Origin of the sequence: Arthrobacter sp. YAF16, from assembly GCF_052113385.1 — a bacterium.
Taxonomy (GTDB): domain Bacteria; phylum Actinomycetota; class Actinomycetes; order Actinomycetales; family Micrococcaceae; genus Arthrobacter.
On record NZ_JBFRDC010000001.1, the window covers coordinates 827,065 to 843,091 of the forward strand.

Here is a 16,027-nt window from a genome sequence, read left to right on the forward strand (position 1 = left end):
ACCATCCGGAGGCACCCCCGTGCGGCGGGTTCCACACGCCGCGGCATCCACCGCACACACTCCAACGACTGAGCAGCAGAAGTGAACACAGATATCTTCCAGTCCAGCGCCTTTCCGGCCGGACAGTCCCACGACGGCTCACCCGCCGCTGAAGCTCCGGTGCCGGACGGCCGTTCCCTCGAGGAGCGGATCCTTGGCGGCCTCGACGCCGAACAGCGCGAGGTGGCTAGCACCCTGAACGGGCCCATGTGCGTGCTCGCAGGCGCCGGCACCGGCAAGACCCGCGCCATTACGCACCGCATCGCCTACGGTGTGCACTCCGGCGTGTACAGCCCGCAGCGGCTGCTGGCCGTCACCTTCACCTCGCGGGCCGCCGCCGAAATGCGCAGCCGGCTCCGCGACCTCGGCGTCGGCAGCGTGCAGGCCCGCACCTTCCATGCCGCGGCGCTGCGCCAGCTCCAGTTTTTCTGGCCCCAGGCCGTCGGCGGCGCGCTGCCCAACCTGCTGGACCACAAGGCCCAGATGATCGCGGAGGCTGCCCGCCGGCTGCGGCTCAGCACCGACCGGGCCTCCATCCGGGATCTTGCCTCCGAAATCGAGTGGGCCAAGGTGTCCATGCTCACCCCGGCCAACTACCTGGAAAAGGCCCAGGGCCGTGGCACCCCCGGCGGTTTCGACCTGACCGCCGTCGCCCGCGTGTTCCAGTCCTATGAGGACGTCAAGACGGACCGGAACGTGATCGACTTCGAGGACGTGCTGCTGATCACCGTGGGGATCCTGCAGGAGGACCCCAAGGTCGCCGCCACCGTCCGCGAACAGTACCGGCACTTCGTGGTGGACGAATACCAGGACGTTTCGCCGCTGCAGCAGCGGCTCCTCGAGCTGTGGCTCGGCGGCCGTGACGACCTCTGCGTCGTCGGCGACGCCAGCCAGACCATCTACTCCTTCACGGGCGCCTCGCCGAAGCACCTGCTCGGCTTCAAGGCGCAGTACCCCAACGCCACGGTGGTCAAGCTGATCCGGGACTACCGTTCCACGCCGCAGGTGGTGAAGCTGGCCAACGACCTGCTCGCCGGCCGGCGCAGCGGCGGTCCCGTGGCGGACGCGGCCTGGGCCACGCCGCTGCAACTCGTGGCCCAGCGGCCGGCCGGCCCCGTGCCGCAGTTCACCGAATGTTCCGACGACGAGGCCGAGGCTGCCACCGTCGCCGTGAAGATCCGCGAACTGCTCGAGGCCGGGACGCCCGCGAGCCAGATCGCCGTGTTGTTCCGCACCAACGGCCAGTCGGAGGCCTACGAACAGGCACTCGCCTCGGCCGGCATCGGCTACCAGCTCCGCGGCGGCGAGCGGTTCTTCGCCCGCAAGGAAGTCCGCGACGCGATCCTGCAGCTGCGGGCCGCCACCCGCGCCGTCGCCGAGACCGCGACGCCGGAGCCCCTGGGTCAGCTGGTCCGCGACATCGTGTCCTCGCTGGGCTACACGGACGCGGCCCCGCACAGCGGCGGCGCCCTCCGGGAACGGTGGGAGTCGCTGGCAGCACTCGTGGCACTCGCCGACGAACTGGTGGTCAGCAGGGGAGCGCAGTTCAGCCTTGCCGACTTCGTGAATGAACTGCAGGAGCGCTCGCTGGCGCAGCACGCTCCCACCGTCCAGGGCGTGACCCTGGCCTCGCTGCACGCCGCGAAGGGGCTGGAGTGGGAAGCCGTGTTCCTGGTCGGATTGAGCGAAGGCCTGATGCCGATCTCCTTCGCGGACACTCCCGAAGCCGTGGACGAGGAGCGCCGGCTGCTCTACGTCGGCATCACCCGCGCCAAGGAGCACCTGCACCTGTCCTGGTCCACGGCCCGGACACCGGGCGGCCGCGCCAACCGGAAACCTACGCGGTTCCTGGACGGGCTGCGGCCCGACTCGGTCGCGAGCTCCTCCGTCCGCGGCAAGGGGGCCGCGCCGCGGCGCAAGGCGGCGGTGCCGGCGTCGTGCCGGGTCTGCGGGAGCATGCTCTCTTCCGGTGCCGAACGCAAGGTGGGCCGGTGCAGCCAGTGCCCGCCGAGCTACGAGGAACAGACTTTCGACGCGCTGCGGCAGTGGCGGAAGGAGACCGCGCTGGAGGCAGACGTCCCCGCCTTCGTGGTCTTCACCGACGCGACCCTGACCGCGATCGCCGAGGCGCGGCCGGAGTCCCTCGAACAGCTCGCCACGCTGCCGGGGGTCGGCGCGTCGAAGCTGGAAAAGTACGGCGAAGCCGTTCTGGCCGTCCTGGTCGAAAGCTCCAGCCTCTGATGGCCGGCGCCGCCAACACCAGCGTCACCCCGGTGACCACCGCCGACGGCGCTCCCGTGGAGGTGCGCCGCTCGGCCCGGCGGCGCCGCACGGTGGCCGCATTCTGGGAGAACGGCACCGCGGTGGTCGCCATCCCGGCGCATTTCAGCGGCGCCCAGGAGCGCGAATGGGTGCACCGGATGCTGGAGAAGCTCCGCCTGCAGGGCAGCCGCGGCCCCAAGGCCGCCGGCAAGCGCCGGGCGGGCAGCGACGCGGAGCTGGCGGCCCATGCGGCCGACCTTTCCGCCAAATACCTCGGCGGCCGGGCGGTCCCGACGTCGGTCCGCTGGGTGACCAACCAGAACTCACGCTGGGGTTCGGCCACGCCATCGGAGGGAACCATCAGGCTCTCCCACAAGCTGCAGCCGATGCCGCAGTGGGTCATTGACTATGTCCTGCTGCACGAGCTGGCCCACCTCCTGGTGGCCGCCCACAACGCCGCGTTCTGGCGGCTGCTGGCCGCCTACCCGGAAACCGAACGCGCCAAGGCGTTCCTGGAGGGTGTGTCCTTTGCCGCCGCCCGCGGCCTGCCGGCCGACCGGGACGACGTCGACAGCGCCGATGTCGAAGACGCCGGTACCGCCGTCCGCTGACGACCCCGGGCACGGGAAAGCCCCGGCCGGAACCGAGGTTCCGGCCGGGGCTTTCCGGTGCCGCTCGCCGAAATAGCCAGTCAGGCCTTGGGGCTGCCGGTGTCGTCCCCGGCTCCGGGCTCACCGCTGGAATCGTCCCCGGTTTCGCCGGTATGGTCTTCGCCCTGCTCCGCCCCGGGTTCAGCCGTGTCGAACCCGCCGCTCAGCAGCTTCTGCAGCGCGTCGTCAACCTCGGTGTCACTGGCCTCGGCCAGCTTGCGGCGTTCGCTGAAGCCCTTCGGATCGTCCAGGTCTCCGGCCGTGGGCAAGAGGTCGGGGTGCTGCCAGATGGCGTCCCGGCCTTCCACGCCGCGTTCTTCCTTCAGCTGGGCCCACAGCGTGGCGGCCTCGCGCAGCCGGCGGGGCCGCAGCTCAAGACCGACCAGCGAGGAGAACGCGTGCTCCGCGGGGCCGCCGGTCGCGCGTCGGCGCCGGACGGTTTCGCGCAGCGCCGCGGCCGAGGGCAGCAGCTTCTCCGTTGCGGCGGCCGTGAGTTCATCCACCCAGCCCTCCACCAGGGCCAGCGCCGTCTCAAGCTTCTCGAGGGCCTGGTCCTGGGCGGGCGTGCGCTGCGGCATGAAGACACCCTGCGAGAGTGCTTCCTGGATGCCCTCCGGGTTGCTGGGGTCCAGCTCGCGGGCGAGTTCCTCGATCTTGGAGGTGTCGATGTGGATGCCGCGGGCGTAGGCCTCGATCGCGCCGAGCAGGTGCCCGCGCAGCCACGGGACCTGCACAAAGAGCCGGGCGTGGGCGGCTTCGCGGACCGCGAGGAAGAGGCGGATGTCGTTTTCCGGCAGGCCGAGGCCCTCGCCGAACTTCGCCACATTGGCCGGCAGCAGCGCCATTTCCAGGTCGGCCAGCGGGACACCGATGTCGGTGGAGCTGACCACCTCGGCGGAGAGCGCGCCGATCGCCTGGCCCAGCTGCATGCCGAAAATGGCCCCGCCCATGTTCTGCAGCATCGAGGAGGCGCCGCCCATCATGGACTTCATTTCCTCGGGCATCTGCTCGGTCATGGCGGAGGAGAGCGCGTTGGCGATGCTATTCGCGACGGGCTCCGTCAGCCGCTTCCACGTCCCCAGGGTTTCCTCGACCCATTCGGCGCGGGACCAGGCCCGGCCGATCAGCCCGGTGGCGGGAAGCTCGGTGACCTGGTCCAGCCAGAGCTCGGCGAGCCGGAGGGCCTCGTCGACTTCGCGGGACTGCGCGGCGGTCACTGACGGGTCGGAGCCGCTGGCGGCCACCCGGCGGGCGTTCTCGTGCGCCAGCTGCCAGTTCACCGGACCGTCGGAGGACGCGCTCATCATGGCCTGGACCTGCGAAAACATTTGGGCCAGCAGGTTGGGGTCGTCGGGCAGCCCGGCGGCCTTGGCGAGCTCTGCCGGATCGATGTCCCCCATGCCCTTGCCGCCCATCAGGTTCTGCAGCATTTCTGCCAGCGGATCCTTGGGTTCGTCGTCCCCGTTGGACGGATTGAGTGGGTTAGAGGTCATGATCCCGCCGATCGTCGGTGTGACTGGTGCTCATCTTCACGCTACCCCTCCGTGTGAGCGGCTGTCTCCCGAAACCCGGCCACGTTCGCTGTCGGCAAAGAGCCCCTGCGGTGCCCGAGCGCGTAGTGTTAGAGACTGGAATATTTGAAGGCTGCGGAGCCGGTTTCGGCCGCAGCCGCAGCGCCCTGATCCGGGCCCCGCAAGGGCCAAGGCGCCGGCATGGAGAGGTCCTTCATTGACGTTTAACCAGGGCGGGCAGCTGCCGGCCGAACCCGCGCCCCGCGACGGCGGCAGCGGTACCCGCAGCGCCGGCGGCAAACCCAGCCTGTGGTCCCGTTTCGCCGCCAGACGCGGCGCCGCAGGCAGCGGAGGCAGTGCCCCGGGACGGAGGACCCGCGGTGCCAACGGCGGGGGAGAGGACAACCGCTCCTCCACCATGCTCGTCTCCGGCCTGTTGGCGATGGCCCTCGGCCTCGCCGCCATGAGCCTGCCCGTTCCCTATGTGATCGAATCGCCCGGCCCTACGTTCAATACGCTCGGCACGGACAACGGCAAGCCGGTCATCACCGTGGCGGGACACGAGACCTTCCCGGCCAAGGGCAACCTGGACCTCACCACCGTCTACGTCGACGGCGGCCCCAACGGGCCGGTCACGGTCTTCGAAGCCCTGAGCGCCTGGCTGAACGCCGCAAAGGCGGTCTATCCGGAGGAACTGATCTTCCCCAAGGGCGTCACCAAGGAACAGTCGCAGCAGGAAAGCGCGGTCGCCATGACGACCTCGCAGGAGAATGCCGTCGCCGCGGCGCTCAAGGAACTCAGTATCCCGTTCGAGCAGAAGCTGCAGGTTGCCGGGATTCCGGACGACTCGGCGTCGAAGGGCAAGATCCAGGAAGGCGACGTGCTGGTCTCGATCGACGGCAAGCCGATCACCGCGCTCAGCGTTGTCCAGGCGCAGCTCGCGGCGGGGAACGGCAGACCGGTGACGGTCGTCGTCGAGCGCAATGGCAGCCAACTGCCGCTGACGGTCACCCCGAGCAAGTCCCAGACCGGCCGCTACCTCCTCGGCGTCGTGCTGCAGTACAAGTTCAAGTTCCCGTTCAACGTCAAGATCTCGCTGGACAAGGTCGGAGGCCCCAGCGCCGGCATGATGTTCGCCCTCGGCATCGTCGACACTGTGACCCCCGGTGACCTGACCGGCGGCAAGCATGTTGCAGGCACCGGCACCATCACGCCCGACGGCGCCGTGGGGGCCATCGGCGGGATCAGCCAGAAGATGGTCGGGGCCAGGTCCGGCGGCGCCACGATGTTCCTGGCCCCGGCGGCCAACTGCGACGACGTCGTGGGCCACATCCCGGCAGGCCTCCAGGTCGTCAAGGTGGAGAACCTGGCCGACGCGCGCCGCGCCGTCGAGCTCGCCGCTGCCGGCGGCGACACATCGGGGCTTCCGGTCTGCACCAGCAACTAGACTGACCCCGGAACTAAGCTCAGGCGCCACTCGTGGCACTAATGACGGCCGCTGCCGCCCTGCCGGGCCGGCGCCGGCAGTCGCTAGACTGCAGCAACACGATGCACTTAGACAACTAAAAAACCAGCAGCACTGACGACCAGCTATGAGGTACCGAGTTTGTCCCGTCCCAGCACCGTCCCACCCGGAAGGCCACAGCAACGGCGAGGCGCACTGACGCCGACACTGATTGTTGTCGCCCTGATCGTCGTGGGCTTCATTTTCTTCGCCAATGTCTGGACGGACGTCCTCTGGTACCAGCAGTTGGGCTTTTTTGAAGTCTTCCTGACCGAGAACATCGCACGGATCGCCATCTTCCTGGCCGGCTTCGCCGTGATGTTCGCCGCCGTGTTCTTCGCGATCCGGATCGCCTATATCGCCCGGCCGGTCTACGCACCCGACTCGGACGTCCGCGACAACCTCAACCGCTACCAGGCCCAGCTTGAACCGATCCGCCGCGTGGTCATGATCGGCCTGCCGGTGCTGTTCGGCCTCTTCGCCGGCAGCGCGGCCGCCAGCCAGTGGCAAAAGGTGATGCTCTTCCTCAACCAGGAGCCCTTCGGCCAGAACGATCCGCAGTTCAACCTGGACATCAGTTTCTACCTCATGACCCTGCCTTTCCTGGGCTTCGTTACCGGCTTCCTGATCAGCGTCGCCGTCGTGGCCGGAGTCGCCGGCATCCTCACGCACTACCTTTACGGCAGCATCCGCCTAATGGAGCGCGGCGTCTTCACCAGCCGCGCCGCCCAGATCCACCTCGCGGTCGCGGGCGCGGCGTTCCTGCTGCTGCTTGGCGTCAACTTCTGGCTTGACCGCTACTCCGCCGTGCTGAACAACGGCGGCCGCTGGGCCGGCGCGCTCTACACCGACGTGAACGCGGTCATCCCCACCAAGGCCATCCTCGCCGTCGCCGCCGCACTCGTGGCCGTCCTCTTCATCGTCGCCGCAGTGATCGGCAAGTGGCGCTTGCCGGTGATCGGCACCGCCATGCTCGTGATCACCTCGATCCTGGCCGGCGGCGTTTACCCCTGGGTGATCCAGCAGTTCCAGGTCCGCCCCTCGGAGCAGACCCTGGAGAACGAGTACATCAAGCGCAACATCACCATGACCCGCGCCGCCTATGGCCTGGATAAGATCCAGGAGAAGCGCTACGAGGCCACCACCAAGGCCACCACCGGCGCCCTGGCCCCGGACGCCCAGACCACCGCCAACATCCGCCTGCTGGACCCGAACCTGATCTCGGACGCGTTCTCCCAACTGGAGCAGTACCGGCCGTACTACCAGTTCCCGAGCACCCTGAACGTGGACCGCTACGAGGTGAACGGCAAGATCCAGGACACCGTCATCGCCGTGCGCGAGCTGAACCCGGGCGGCCTGGCCACCAACCAGCAGTCCTGGCTCAACAAGCACGTGGTCTATACCCACGGGTACGGCGTGGTCGCGGCCAAGGGCAACAAGTTCACCGCGGACGGCAAGCCCGAGTTCCTGCAGTCGGGTATCCCCTCCACAGGCGTGCTGGGGACCGACACCAGCTACCAGCCGCGGATCTACTTCGGCGAGAATTCGCCGGACTACTCGATCGTCGGCGCTCCGGCCGGTGCCGCGCACCGCGAGCAGGACCGCCCGGCGGCCAAAGAAGGCGACGCCGGAACGCAGTACACCTTCACCGGCAACGGCGGTCCGAACGTGGGCAGCTTCTTCAACAAGATCCTCTACTCGATCAAGTTCCAGTCCTCGGACCTGCTGCTGTCCGACGGCGTCAACGCCGAGTCACAGATCCTTTACGACCGGAGCCCGAAGGACCGGGTGGAGAAGGTCGCGCCCTACCTGACGGTCGACGGAAACGCCTATCCCGCCGTCGTCGACGGCAGGGTGAAGTGGATTGTGGACGGCTACACCACGAGCCCGTACTTCCCGTACTCGCAGCAGGAGCAGCTCTCGGACGCCACGCGGGACTCGCAGACCTCGGCCGGCCGCACCGCCGCGCTGCCGAGCAACTCCGTCAACTACATCCGAAACTCGGTGAAGGCCACCGTGGACGCCTACGACGGTTCCGTCACGCTCTACGCCTGGGACGACCAGGATCCGGTCCTGAAGGCCTGGCAGAAGGTGTTCCCGACCTCCCTGAAGCCGTACTCGGAAATGTCCGGCGCCCTGATGAGCCACGTCCGCTACCCGGAGGACCTATTCAAGGTCCAGCGCGAACTCCTGGGCCGGTACCACGTAACGAACCCGGACAGCTTCTTCACCAACAATGATGCCTGGAGCGTCCCGAACGACCCGACCGTCAAGGAAGAAGGGGTCAAACAGCCGCCGTTCTACATGTCGCTGCAGATGCCCGACCAGGACAAGCCTGCCTTCCAGCTGACGTCGTCATTCATCCCGCAGGTAGTCAATGGCAATGCGCGCAACGTGCTTTACGGCTTCCTGGCCGCGGACTCGGATGCCGGCAACCAGAAGGGCGTAAAGGCGGCGAGCTACGGGCAGTTGCGGCTGCTGCAGATTCCGCCGGAAGCCAACGTCCCCGGGCCCGGCCAGGCGCAGAACAAGTTCAACTCCGATCCCACCGTGTCGCAGGCACTGAACCTGCTGCGACAGGGCGCATCGGCGGTGCTCAACGGCAACCTGCTGACGCTGCCGGTGGGCGGGGGCCTGCTCTACGTGCAGCCGGTGTACCTGAAGTCGACCGGCGAGACCTCCTACCCGACGCTGCAACGGGTCCTGGTCGCATTCGGTGACAAGATCGGCTTCGCGCCGACCCTTGACGAGGCACTGAACCAGCTGTTCGGCGGCCGCTCCGGCGCCACCGCCGGCGACGCCGCCAACAACGGCCAAACCCCGGCTACCCCGGCCCCGGGAGCAACGCCCCCGGCCGCCGGCGGTACGACGGACGCCAAGGCGGAACTGAAAGCGGCCCTCGAAGAGGCCAACGGCGCGATCCAGGCCGGCCAGGCGGCCCTGGCCAAGGGTGACTTCGCGGCCTACGGCGAGCAGCAGAAGAAGCTCTCCGCGGCCCTGCAGCGGGCGATCGACGCAGAGGCCAGGATCACCACGACGACGCCGTCGCCGTCACCGTCGGCCACTCCGTCGCCGAGCGGCAGCGCGTCGCCGTCGTCCACGCCCTCGCCGTCGCCCTCGCCGAGTAAGTAGGCGCCGACGGCCCGGCAGGCGTATGTAGGAAGGCCGAAGGCCGGATTCCCCGTACCGTTCGAGGGGGGGATCCGGCCTTTCGCCTTGGCTTGAACGGGCGAACCGGCAGCTTGCGGGTCCCGTGCGGACCTCCGGGCAGGGGCCGAGTGACGGATGGGACGCACATCACGCCGCCCCGATTTGGCCTGCCGTTCACCGGCAGGTAAAGTTGATCATGCGACGCGGGGTGGAGCAGTTCGGTAGCTCGCTGGGCTCATAACCCAGAGGTCACAGGTTCAAATCCTGTCCCCGCAACTGAGAAGAAGTCCGGAACACTGGAAAGTGTTCCGGACTTCTTGCTTTAAGTCCTCAGACTGCCCGACCGGACCTCGGAGGTATGTGGATCCGCTCGCTGTGCCCTTCAAATAGGCCCAGAAACTCCACCGGTTCGGTCCCGGCGCGCCCAAACCAGTGCGGGACCCGTGGGTCGAAGTCCGCGCTCTCGCCCGCGAGCAGGACCAGCTCCTTGTCTCCGACCAGCAACCGCAGATGGCCGTTCAGAACGTGGATCGACTCCTGGCCGCTGTGAGCGTGCGGTTCCGGCTGAGGGCCCCCTGGTCCGGCAGCGATGATGCATTTGTAGGCCCGGATCCGCCCGGTCTGTCGGTTCAGCGGCAGGACTGTCAGCTTTCCGTTAGTGATCGGTTCCTCCGCAATCCGTGGATCGGCAGGGGCCGGGGGGAGCATGTCTCCGGGAGGCGTGTTTCGGGTTCCGGTGGGCCAAAGCTGCGGGGTGCGTTTGGCGGCGAGGTCTTCCACCCACCCGATGGTGAGGAACATGAGCGCCAACAGGAACCAGACTGCGATGAACTGCGTCCACTCGCTGTCCAGCAGCCAGGGTATGGCTGTGGCAACGGTGTCGATGTCATAAAGCCTGTCGATGATCACCACCGTGACGACCAGCAGCAGGTTGTGCCAAAGGTAGATGGTCATGGCCCTGTTGTTCACAAGCGTGACCGTCTTGTCCAAGAAACGCAGGGGCCTCGGGAGCGATTGCCAGGACGGTGAAATCCGCAATAGCATCGCGCAAAACCCCACGGACCAGAGGGCTTGGGCGAGGGGAATGTTGTTCAGGTCCCAGCCGGAATCGTCCAGGTGGGTGGAGGCCCAGAGTAAGCCCAGCGCCATTACGGCCGGCCCCGCGATGAAGACCACCCGCCGGGGGAACTGGCGCAGGAGGCCCTGGTAGTGGGCGAAGCCGAGGATCCAGCAGGAGCCGTAGGTGGCGAAGTCCGTGACGCCGCTGTCTGCCCAGCCCGGAAGGGGGACAACGCCAAGGCTAAGCAGGGCCATCAGGCCCAGCGGGGCAAGCAGTGTGGCCCACGGAAAACGACGGAAGGACTTGAGCAGCAGCGGTGAGAGCAGCATGAACCAGAAGTAGGCCCGGATGTACCAGAGGATTTCTTCGGCCTGTGATGCCCAGGATGATTCGACGAGGCCCGCATCCGTTCCGATAGCTTCCGGGAAGGGCGGGTCCGCTACCGGGATGAACCACAGCAGGGTCTGCAACCAGGATTGCCCCGCCTCCCTATCAGGGATCCAGCCCTCCCAAAGCAACAGCATAAGTACGGTCGCGCTGTAGACCGCCAGGGGAACCAGCAGCCGGCGGGTCCGGCTCCGCAGTACGCCGAAGGCGGGCCGCTCGAGGGAGCGCGCCATCAGGGAACCTGCGAGGGCGAACATGACACCCATTGAGGGGAAGACGACGCTCAGCCATACCGCGCTGGCGAAGGAGTGGTAGGCGACCACGCGGGCCAGAGCAACGGCGCGCAGCAGGTCAAGGTACCGATCCCGGACGGGGGCAAGGGCCGGCGGCGCACTTGGAGTGGCAGCCAGCCCGGGCGCCAGCTTGGCTCGTACAGGTCCGGACATGATGTGTCCTCTTTCCGTTCCTGAGGGTAGTCGCCGTCGCGACTGTTCCTTCCTTCCCGCGGGCACGGAGATAGGAGGAAAACGGACCGATCTCTCGAAGATTCTTGGTCCTGCGGAGATCAGGTGGACATGGGTTCTTCGGAGCTTACCTTTACCGGTGCGGCACGGTCTATGGCCTGTCCTGCCGATGGTGCGGAAAGTCCGACCGGGTGCTGCAGAAGGTCAGGACGGCGGCGCCTGCGACCGGTCGGGAGCGCCGTCGGCTACCCATGGGAGCCCCCTGGACCCGCCCGTGGTCGGGGCGGCGGCCAAAGTAGGGTAGTGTTGATCAAGCGACGCGGGGTGGAGCAGTTCGGTAGCTCGCTGGGCTCATAACCCAGAGGTCGCAGGTTCAAATCCTGCCCCCGCAACCAATGGCAGTAATAGCAAAGGCCCGGATCCCAGGATCCGGGCCTTTGCTGTTTCCTAGGCGTCCTTGAGCCGCTGGTAGGTGTCCAGGGCCCGAGCCCGCGACTCGGGCAGACCCACGATCGGGCCCGGGTAGCCGGCCGCGCCGCCGTCGGCCTTCCACGGTTCATGTACCGCCTTGTCGTCGAGGCCGGCAAGCTCCGGAATAAAGGCCCGCAGGTAGCGCCCGGCAGCGTCGAACTTCTTGCTCTGGGTAACCGGGTTGAAGATGCGGAAGTAGGGGGAGGCGTCGGCTCCGGAACCGGCCACCCACTGCCAGTTTGCCGGGTTGCTCGCGGCGTCGGCGTCCACCAGGGTGTCCCAGAACCACGCCTCCCCGAGCCGCCAGTCGGCCAGCAGGTTCTTGACCAGGAACGAGGCCGCTGCCATCCGGACGCGGTTGTGCATCCAGCCGGTCTGCCACAGCTGGCGCATGCCGGCGTCCACCAGTGGGTAGCCCGTGCGGCCCTGCTGCCACGCCTGCAGTTCGGCGTCCGACGGCGTCTGCCAGGCGAAGCGGTCAAACTCGGGGCGGTAGTTGCGGGTGGCCAGCTGCGGGTTCTCGTAGAGCAGTTGCCAGCAGAATTCCCGCCAGCCGAGTTCGGAGCGGAAGATCCCGACGTCGGCCGGTGCGCCGCGCGGGTAACGTTCCCGCAGCGCATGCCAGACCCGGAACGGGCTGATCTCGCCGAAACGCAGGTGCGGGGAGAGCCTGCTGGTGCCTTCGACGCCGGGGACGTCCCTGCCGGTGCCGTACTCGACCGCGGGCCCGTCGAGGAAGTCTTCCAGCCTGCTGTGCGCGCCCGCCTCGCCCGGCGTCCATTCCGCGGCGAGCCCGGCGCTCCAGTCCGGGCTGTGGGGGAGCAGGTGCCAGCTTTCCAGAGCGTCGCTCCCCGGCAGTTCACCGGCCTCGGTCTTGGCCGGCTCGGGGAGCCGCTGCGGCGCGTCCAGCGGCAGTCGGGGCTCCGGTGCGTCGAGGCAGGCCTTCCAGAAGGGGGTGAAGACCTTGTACGGGCCGCCGGAACCGGTCCGCACCGTCCACGGCTCGAACATCAGGCTGGCCTGGAAGCTCGTGGCGTTGATCTCCCGCCCCGCCGCCCAGTCCTTGAGGCCGGCATCGATGGTGCGTTCCGGGCCGCCGTAGCGGCGGTTCCAGAGCAGCCGGGTGGCGCCGGTTTCCTCGGCCAGCCCCCGGATGACCTCCTCCGCCGGGCCGCGGCGGAGGAGCAGGCGCGACCCTGCCGTCTCAAGGTCGGCGGCGAGCGACTCGAGCGAGTGGTGCAGCCACCACTTCGCGGCGCCGCCGAGGGGCCGCACGCCCGGCGAAGCTTCGTCGAGCACATAGACAACGGTCAGCGGGTCACCGGACGCCGCAGCTTCCGCCAGGGCGGGGTTGTCGTCGAGGCGGAGGTCATCGCGGAGCCAGACAAGGGTCGAAGACATGGCTCCACGCTACTGGATTGGCGGCCCCCCGGGGACACAGCAAGGGCCGGGCACCCGCAGGTGCCCGGCCCCGCCTCAAGGGTTAGAGCTTGTCGAAGTCGGCTTCCTCAACGGTGGAGCGGGCGGCCGAGCCGTTGCCGGCGCCGAGGGCCGGGGTGGCGCCGCCGGACTTCAGCGCTGCCAGGCGGGCCTCGATCTCGGTCTGCTCGCCGAGGTCCTCCAGGGAGTTGAACTGGGCGTCCAGGCTGGAGGCGGCGAGTTCCTGCTGGCCGCGGACCTTGGCCTCCTCGCGGCGGATCTTTTCCTCGAACCGGCCCACCTCGGAGGTCGGATCCATGATGTCAATGCTCTTGAGGGCATCGTGCACCTGGGTCTGCGCGGCCGCCGTCTTGGACCGGGCCACCAACTCGTTGCGCTTGCTGGTGAGCTCGTTGAGCTTGCCCTTCATCTGGTCCAGGCCGTGCTTGAGCTTGTCCACGACGTCGGTCTGGGAAGCGATGCTCGGCTCGGCCGACTTCGCCTCGTTCTCCGACGACATCTGGCGCTGCAGGGCCACCTTGGCCAGGTTGTCGAACTTCTCGGCATCCACAATGTCGCCCTTGGCACGGTACTCGTCGGCCTTGCGCGAGGCGGCCAGTGCCTTGTTGCCCCAGTCCTGCGCGTTCTTGATGTCCTCGTTGTAGTCGTCCTGGAGCATGCGCAGGTTGCCGATGGTCTGGGCGACCGCTGATTCGGCCTCGGCGATGTTGTTCGTGTAGTCGCGGACCATCTGGTCCAGCATCTTCTGCGGGTCCTCTGCCTGGTCCAGCAAGGAGTTGATGTTCGCCTTCGCCAGCTGCGCCATGCGGCCGAAAATGGACTGCTTAACCATGGTGTTACCTTTCGTCCTATCCAGTGGTGGCCACTGAATTCGGTGAACAGTGAATGTACCGCTTCTACCCGCCGGCCGGATCGAGTCCGCCGGCGCCTAGTCTGTGACCGGCCGGCTAAAAACTCCCTGAGTCCCCGCCGCCGAAGTCGCCGCCGCCGCCAAAGTCGCCGCCGCCCCAACCGCCGCCGGAGTCGCCGCCGCCCCAGCCTCCGCCGCCTCCGCCCCAACCGCCGCCACCGCCGCCGTGCAGGATGGAGTTGATCAGGATGCCACCGAGGATGGCGCCGCCGAGGCCGCCTCCTCCGCCGCCGCCGAACATCCCGCCGCGGCCGTAGCCCTGGTTCGCGTAGCCGCCGAACTGGTCCACATCGGCTTGCGCCAGCTGTGCGGCCTGGGCGGCGAGGGAATGAGCCTGCTGCGCGTACTGCAGGGCGGTGACCGGGTCGGTGCGGGAGATGGACAGGGCGTAGTCGAGGTTGCGCTGCGCCTCGGCGAGCCGGGTGCGCGCCTCGGTGCCCACCCCGCCGCGGCGTGCCGTGATGTAGTCGGAGGTCGCGCTGATCTGCGCCTGGGCGGACATGATGCTCTGCTGCAGCGAGGCCTGCGCCCGGCGGGCCTGCTCCTGCTGGTCCCGGATGCCGGTCAGGGCCGTGTCGAGGGACTGGTGGGCGTTCTCCACGCGCTCCAGCGTGGCGATGGGGTCGATCTTGCCGGCCTGGATTTCGGCTTTGACCTGGGCCAGTGCGGCCTCCACCCCGGCGACCGGTCCGGCCAGCTCCGGGTGGGCGCCGGACTGGATCATGGCCCGCGCCTGGGCGAGGTCCTGCGACGTGTCCACGACGGCGGACTCGAGTCCGCTGCGGGCCTCGTCCAGATTGGCCGCCACCTTGGCGATGGCCCCGAGCAGCACGTTGGTCTGGTGCAGGCTCTCCTCGGCGGCCCGGACCGCGACGGCGGCAAGGCTGCCCTCGCCGGCGCTGAGCTTGTCCTGGGCCGTGGTGGAGGCGTTTTGCACAAATGCCAGACGTTCCTTGGCCTGGCTGATGTTGTCCGCGACCTGCGTCAGGGCGCTCTCCGCATATTTTGCCCGGAGCTCGCCCAGCGACTGCTCAGCGGCGGCAATCTTGGCCTCCGCGTCCTTTGCGCCGGTGCCGACGGCCGCCAGCGCCTGCGGGGCGTTCTTCTCAAGCTCCCGCAGGGAATCGAAGTCCGCCTTCTGCTCCTGGAGGGAGGACAGTGCGGCCTCGGAGCGGCGGATGATTTCGCCCAGCCAGGTCCGCTGCTGCTCTTCGGTGTCCGGAATGTGGTCGTCAAGCTGCTGCTGCAGCTTGAACGACTCGCTCATGTGGGCCTTGGCGTCCTGCAGTGCTTTCGTGAAGTTGCCGACGGCGGCGTCGCCGTACTGCGCCTGGGCGAAGCCAAGCTCCTGTTCGCTGGACTTGATGGCGTCGTCCGCTTCGATCAGCAGCGAACCGCTCTTGCGGCGCAGCTCCTCAACGCTCAATCCGGCGAGGGGGTCGAGTTCGGCGCCCTGCGGGCCATAGGCGGTGCCGGCTGCCGCGGCGGTCTTTTTCCGTCGGTTGCGCAGGTAAAGATAGGTTCCCACGCCGCCGGCCGCCACGACGCCGACGCCGACCAGGACGCCGTTCACGGCGCCCGCAGAGGGGACCGAGCCGCTGCCGCCGCCGGCGGCGTCACCGACTGCCGCGGCGGTGTCAATCGCGGCCTGCGCAAAGTCGCGCTTTCCGCCGGCCAGGTTCGCGACGATTGCGTTGTCGCTGATGCTGCGAGTCTTCGAGTAGATGGCGCTGGCCGAGTTGGGCGAGAAGTAGTACTTGCCGTCGTCGGACATGGCCAGGATGACGTCGGCCCGGCCCATACCCTTCTTGGTGGCCACGGCCTGTGACCATGACTTGGGGTCGGCCGGGTTCTCGAAGGTCTTTACGGTGACCACGTAAAGGTTGTACTTGTGGTCCTTCAGGAGCTTCTGGATCGCGTCCTGGACCTCGCCCTTGCGGCTGCCGAGCACGTTGCCGCTGTCGACGATGTTCTGCCCGGAAGGAATGGTCACCGGATCTTCGGCGAGGGCAGGAGCGGCGGGGAGCGCCAGCAGTCCGGCCACGCCGAGAACGGCGAGGAATCGTTTCATCATTGACCGCATGTGCAACCCTTCAGCACTTCTGTGACCGGATCGAGCCGAGCCGGTCGTCTCAGAACGCAGCAGCGCCCCCACGCAGGTGTAAAGCCGCAGGTCGCT

At 68.0% G+C, this 16,027-nt stretch carries 9 protein-coding genes and 2 tRNA genes; 6 read left to right on the top strand and 5 right to left on the bottom strand.

From position 1 onward, the window contains the following. Nucleotides 1-159: 159 nt before the first annotated feature. Together AB4Y91_RS03950 and AB4Y91_RS03955 are read left to right on the top strand one after the other, a co-directional pair. The gene (locus AB4Y91_RS03950) at nucleotides 160-2,280 is read left to right on the top strand and encodes an ATP-dependent DNA helicase UvrD2 (protein WP_441417846.1); all 2,121 of its coding nucleotides are present in this window, start codon (nucleotides 160-162) and stop codon (nucleotides 2,278-2,280) included. Next, the gene (locus AB4Y91_RS03955) at nucleotides 2,280-2,912 is read left to right on the top strand and encodes a M48 metallopeptidase family protein (protein ID WP_441417222.1); all 633 of its coding nucleotides are present in this window, start codon (nucleotides 2,280-2,282) and stop codon (nucleotides 2,910-2,912) included. Before AB4Y91_RS03950 ends, AB4Y91_RS03955 begins: the two co-directional genes overlap by 1 nt. Before the next feature lie 80 nt (nucleotides 2,913-2,992). On the opposite strand, the gene AB4Y91_RS03960 is transcribed toward AB4Y91_RS03955, so the two are convergent. Further along, complete coding sequence (locus AB4Y91_RS03960) at nucleotides 2,993-4,444, bottom strand: zinc-dependent metalloprotease (protein WP_441417223.1); 1,452 nt, start codon at nucleotides 4,442-4,444, stop codon at nucleotides 2,993-2,995. Between the two features lie 235 nt (nucleotides 4,445-4,679). On the opposite strand from AB4Y91_RS03960, the gene AB4Y91_RS03965 reads away from it, so the two are divergent. The 3 genes from AB4Y91_RS03965 to AB4Y91_RS03975 all read left to right on the top strand — a co-directional run bounded on the left by AB4Y91_RS03965 (nucleotide 4,680) and on the right by AB4Y91_RS03975 (nucleotide 9,392). After that, nucleotides 4,680-5,909, top strand: a complete 1,230-nt coding sequence (locus AB4Y91_RS03965) for a YlbL family protein (protein ID WP_441417224.1) — start codon at nucleotides 4,680-4,682, stop codon at nucleotides 5,907-5,909. 159 nt (nucleotides 5,910-6,068) lie between these two features. Continuing rightward, the gene (locus AB4Y91_RS03970; RefSeq protein ID WP_441417225.1) at nucleotides 6,069-9,098 is read left to right on the top strand and encodes a UPF0182 family membrane protein; all 3,030 of its coding nucleotides are present in this window, start codon (nucleotides 6,069-6,071) and stop codon (nucleotides 9,096-9,098) included. A 220-nt stretch (nucleotides 9,099-9,318) separates the two neighbouring features. Continuing rightward, nucleotides 9,319-9,392: transfer RNA gene (locus tag AB4Y91_RS03975), tRNA-Met, on the top strand. Between the two features lie 54 nt (nucleotides 9,393-9,446). Here the strand turns inward: AB4Y91_RS03975 and AB4Y91_RS03980 are convergent. Further along, nucleotides 9,447-11,009: an acyltransferase family protein gene (locus AB4Y91_RS03980; RefSeq protein WP_441417226.1), complete on the bottom strand. Its 1,563-nt coding sequence runs from the start codon at nucleotides 11,007-11,009 to the stop codon at nucleotides 9,447-9,449. A 336-nt stretch (nucleotides 11,010-11,345) separates the two neighbouring features. Between AB4Y91_RS03980 and AB4Y91_RS03985 the strand changes: the two genes are divergently transcribed. After that, nucleotides 11,346-11,422, top strand: a tRNA-Met gene (locus AB4Y91_RS03985). Between the two features lie 52 nt (nucleotides 11,423-11,474). Here the strand turns inward: AB4Y91_RS03985 and AB4Y91_RS03990 are convergent. The 3 genes from AB4Y91_RS03990 to AB4Y91_RS04000 all read right to left on the bottom strand — a co-directional run bounded on the left by AB4Y91_RS03990 (nucleotide 11,475) and on the right by AB4Y91_RS04000 (nucleotide 15,931). Beyond that, nucleotides 11,475-12,899 (bottom strand): cryptochrome/photolyase family protein, encoded by a 1,425-nt coding sequence (locus tag AB4Y91_RS03990; RefSeq protein WP_441417227.1) that lies wholly within the window; start codon nucleotides 12,897-12,899, stop codon nucleotides 11,475-11,477. Nucleotides 12,900-12,981: 82 nt separating this feature from the next. Continuing rightward, nucleotides 12,982-13,770, bottom strand: a complete 789-nt coding sequence (locus AB4Y91_RS03995; protein ID WP_441417228.1) for a PspA/IM30 family protein — start codon at nucleotides 13,768-13,770, stop codon at nucleotides 12,982-12,984. A 115-nt stretch (nucleotides 13,771-13,885) separates the two neighbouring features. Next, nucleotides 13,886-15,931, bottom strand: coding sequence for a TPM domain-containing protein (locus tag AB4Y91_RS04000; RefSeq protein ID WP_441417229.1), 2,046 nt, complete (start codon nucleotides 15,929-15,931; stop codon nucleotides 13,886-13,888). Nucleotides 15,932-16,027: the final 96 nt, after the last annotated feature.